Origin of the sequence: Streptomyces boncukensis, assembly GCF_011045075.1 — a bacterium.
In the GTDB taxonomy this organism is placed as follows: Bacteria; Actinomycetota; Actinomycetes; order Streptomycetales; family Streptomycetaceae; genus Streptomyces; species Streptomyces boncukensis.
In genome coordinates this window covers 1-3,662 of record NZ_JAAKZZ010000633.1, presented here as the reverse complement: position 1 = coordinate 3,662, position 3,662 = coordinate 1, and the positions used below count along the sequence as shown (strand labels likewise).

Below are 3,662 nucleotides of genomic sequence, written 5' to 3'. Positions count from 1 at the left end.
TGTGTATAAGAGACAGATCCACGGGTGCCCGGCGGGCGGGCGCGGGCCGGGCGGGTCAGGGACAGGCGCGCGGCGCGGCGCGGTGCCCCCTGGTGCGCGCCCCGGGTGCCGTGACCGCCCCCGGGGACGTCGAGAGCGCCGTCAGTCCCGCCGTCGTGCGCATCGGCGCAGTGGACGGCGGGTATGACCGACTGAACGGACGGGGGACGGAAGCGGAGCCGGGTGTATGGCGACCGCTGTGGGGGAGCGGCTTCTTCGTGGCACCCGGGTGGGTGCTCACCTGCGCCCATGTGGTGGGGAGCGGCGGCAGCGGGGCCGTGTGGAGGGGAGAGCGGGCCATCGGCATCAGGACCGAGGACGGCGTGGTCCTCACCGGGGAGCTGGCGTTCGGGCTGCCCGTGCCCCGGGACCCCGGCGCGCCGCCGTCCCCCTGGCCGCTGCCGGACCTGGCGCTGATCCGCGTCCCCGAGGCCACCGACCCCGAGTGCCTCTGGCTGAGCGACCGCTCCGCGCTCACCCCGGCCGAGGTCGGGCTCTACGGCTGGATGCCGGGCCCGTCGAAGGACGAGCCGCTGTTCTTCTCCGGCACCGGCGACGCCAGCGGGGGCGTCGCGGGGCCGATGATGCTCAGCGGAGGGCAGCTCACCCAGGGCTGTTCCGGCGGCCCGGTGGTGGACCTGTGGCGCGGCGCCGTGATCGGCGTCAGCAAGGGGAAGGGGCGCGGCCCCGGCGCGGGGCTGGCCGTTCCGGTCACGGCGCTGCGCCGGCTGTGCGACGCCGGGCCGCGCGGCGGCGCCGTGCTGCACGAGGTGCTGTCCGCGCACGACCGCCACCATCTGCGGCGCTACCACGCGCCGGGCGACAGCTGGCCCCGGCGGCAGACCCGGATGGAGCTGTCGGCCGCCGAGCCGCACGGCTTCACCGCCGACCGGCGCACCCGGCTCTACGCCCTCTTCGCCCGGCTGGATCCGCCGACGGGCGCGGGCCAGGTGCTCCAGTTGGCCAACGAGGCCCGCGACTTCGTCCTGCAGTCCGCGTACACCCTGCGCGACCACGACCCGCGCAGCTGGCGCGAGGGCGCCGGACTGCTCTACGACCCGCGCGACGGCCGCACCCCCTCCGAGGAACCGGCAGGCGACCTCTCCCTGGAGGCGGTGGTGCTGTACGCGGCGAAGGTGTGGGCCACGCTCGCCCGCTCCCGCGCCGCCCTCCCGGGCTGCCCGCTCGGCGCGCTGCGCGAGTGGATCGAGTCCACGGCGCCGACGCTGCGGAACGATGTGATCCGGGCCCGGATCCCCCAGGTCCTGGCCGCCGACAGCGCGGCGGTCGCGGCCCGCGCCGACGTGCTGGTGGAGATCGACCCCGACATCTACGGCACGGGCCGGCACTCCTGGCGCGTCCTGCTGCAGTACGCGGCGCCGGACGGGAGCGCGGAGGCCGCGGAGCCCGCCGTCGTCCCCGTCGCGTACAGCGGCCCGGACGCGCCGCGCCGCGGCCTGGAGGAGTCGCTGCGCGGCGCGCTCTCCGCGGCGCTCGACCAGGGCGACGTGGGCGAGCACCTGGCGGCGGTGGCCTTCATGCTGCCCCGCGCGCTGTTCGACGAGCCGGTCGAGCAGTGGCGCCCCCGGCTGCCCGACCCGGCCGACCCGCTCAACCCGCACACGCTGCCGCTGGGCCAGCGGCGGCTCGTCGTGGTGCGCGACAGGCTCCGCAGGGACCAGGGCGTCACCCCCGAGTGGCGGGCCCGCGCCAGCGCCGTGGCCGAGGGCCCGCTGCACGCCGTCCCGCTGCGCCGCGAGGTGCCCGCCGAGGCGGCGGGGCAGACGGCCCACGGGCCCGGCGCGGGGCCCTGCGAGGGCGCCGCGCGGCCGTACGAGGGCGAACAGGCCGCCTATGGGCGGCTGCTGGCCGTTCCCCCGGGCGCCGTCCCGGTCTACTGCTCGCGCACCGGGGACGGGCCGGGCGCGCGGGCCATGGGCGCCGCGCTCACCGCGGGCCATGTGCTCGCCCTGTGGCGGCACACGGACAGCGGCCACACGGACTGCGCCGAGTTCCACGAGGGCGCGGCCCGGCTGCTCGGCGAGGTGCGCGCTGCCCGGCACCTTCCGGAACGTATCCGTACGCTCCGCAACGGCAACGCCGACGAGGGCGCGCCCGACCCCGGGACGCTGTGGGCGCGGCACATCGTTCTGCTCTACGATCCGCCGCACCGCCCCCCGCGGGACGGGGTGCTGCGGGAGCCGCCGATGACTTCCCGGCCGCCGGACGAGGGGGGACCCGCGTGGGCACCGAGGTGAACCAGGAGGGACGACCGTGAGCGACTGGCGCATCTACCGGGGGGCCGGAGTCCCGCACGACGGCGTGCGCGCGCTGCCGGATCCCCCGCCCTGGCGGGACTTCACCCGGGAGGGCGACGCGGCGCGGCGGCTGGGCGCCCAGCGCCGCCTGGTGGAGAACCTGCATCCGCGCACCGAGGAGGTCGAGGCGGTCAACGCCGCGCTCTGTCTGCGCCGCCCGCTCCTCGTCACCGGCAACCCCGGCACCGGCAAGTCCACGCTGGCGCACGCCGTCGCGTACGAGCTGGGCCTCGGCCCGGTGCTGCGCTGGCCCATCGTCAGCCGCACCGCCCTCAAGGACGGGCTGTACCACTACGACGCGATCGGCCGGCTGCAGGACGTGCAGCTGGACCGCGCGGTCGGCGGCGGCCCGCCGCACACGCCCGCCGAGCGGCCCCCCATCGGCTCGTATGTACGCCTCGGCCCGCTCGGCACCGCGCTGCTGCCCCCGGACAGCGCGCCGGACAGCGCGCCGGACAGCGCGCCGGACAGCACCTCGGACAGCGCGCCGGACGGCGCACCGCCCCCGCCCCGCGTCCTGCTCGTCGACGAGCTGGACAAGAGCGACATCGACCTCCCCAGCGATCTGCTGAACGTGCTGGAGGAGGGCGAGTTCACCATCCCCGAGCTCGAACGGATCGCCGACCGGGAGCCGGTCACCGAGGTGCTGACGGCCGACGGCGGCCGGGCGGCGATCGAGTCCGGGCGGGTGCGGTGCTCCGTCTTCCCGTTCATCGTGCTCACCTCGAACGGGGAGCGGGACTTCCCCGCGGCCCTGCTGCGGCGCTGCATCCAGCTCGAACTCAAGCCGCCCGGCCCCCGGCAGCTCGCCGCCATGGTCGCCGCACACCTGGGCGAGGAGGCGCTGGCCGAGGGCGGCGAGCTGGTCGAGCGCTTCCTCCAGCGCGAGCCCGGCCAGGTCATCGCCACCGACCAGTTGCTCAACGCCCTGTTCCTCACGCAGCGCGCCACCGGCGCCGAGCGGGTCACCCGGGACCGGCTGGCCGAGATGCTGCTGCGTCCGCTGGACCGTCCGAGGTGACCGGCGATGGCAGAGCTCCGGCGGCCCGGTGAGCGCCCCGGTGACCACGGGGCGGGGCCCGGCACGGGACCGCTGAGCGAGCTCGTGGCGCGGCTGCGGGCCGCCGGCTGGGACCCGTCGGCCGAGGAGCTGGCCGAGGCGGTCTGGCTGGCGTGCCGGACCGGTGGCACGGTGCGGCAGGGCGGGGCGCAGGACGCGCCCGGCCTCCCCGGCACCGGCCCGCCGGGGCCCGCGCCGCCACCCGTGCCGCCCGAGTCGCCGGACTCCGAGGCCCCGCCGTACGC

Annotated in this window: 3 protein-coding genes; all 3 read left to right on the top strand. The window is 77.4% G+C overall.

The window, feature by feature from the left end:
• Positions 1-92 precede the first annotated feature (92 nt).
• The gene (locus tag G5C65_RS33340) at positions 93-2,297 is read left to right on the top strand and encodes a VMAP-C domain-containing protein (protein WP_338146781.1); all 2,205 of its coding nucleotides are present in this window, start codon (positions 93-95) and stop codon (positions 2,295-2,297) included.
• A 16-nt stretch (positions 2,298-2,313) separates the two neighbouring features.
• Entirely contained in the window at positions 2,314-3,378 is a 1,065-nt protein-coding gene (locus G5C65_RS33335; RefSeq protein ID WP_165302799.1) for an AAA family ATPase, read from the top strand.
• Between the two features lie 6 nt (positions 3,379-3,384).
• A partial coding sequence (locus tag G5C65_RS33330; protein ID WP_165302798.1) for a hypothetical protein occupies positions 3,385-3,662 on the top strand: 278 nt, incomplete at its 3' end.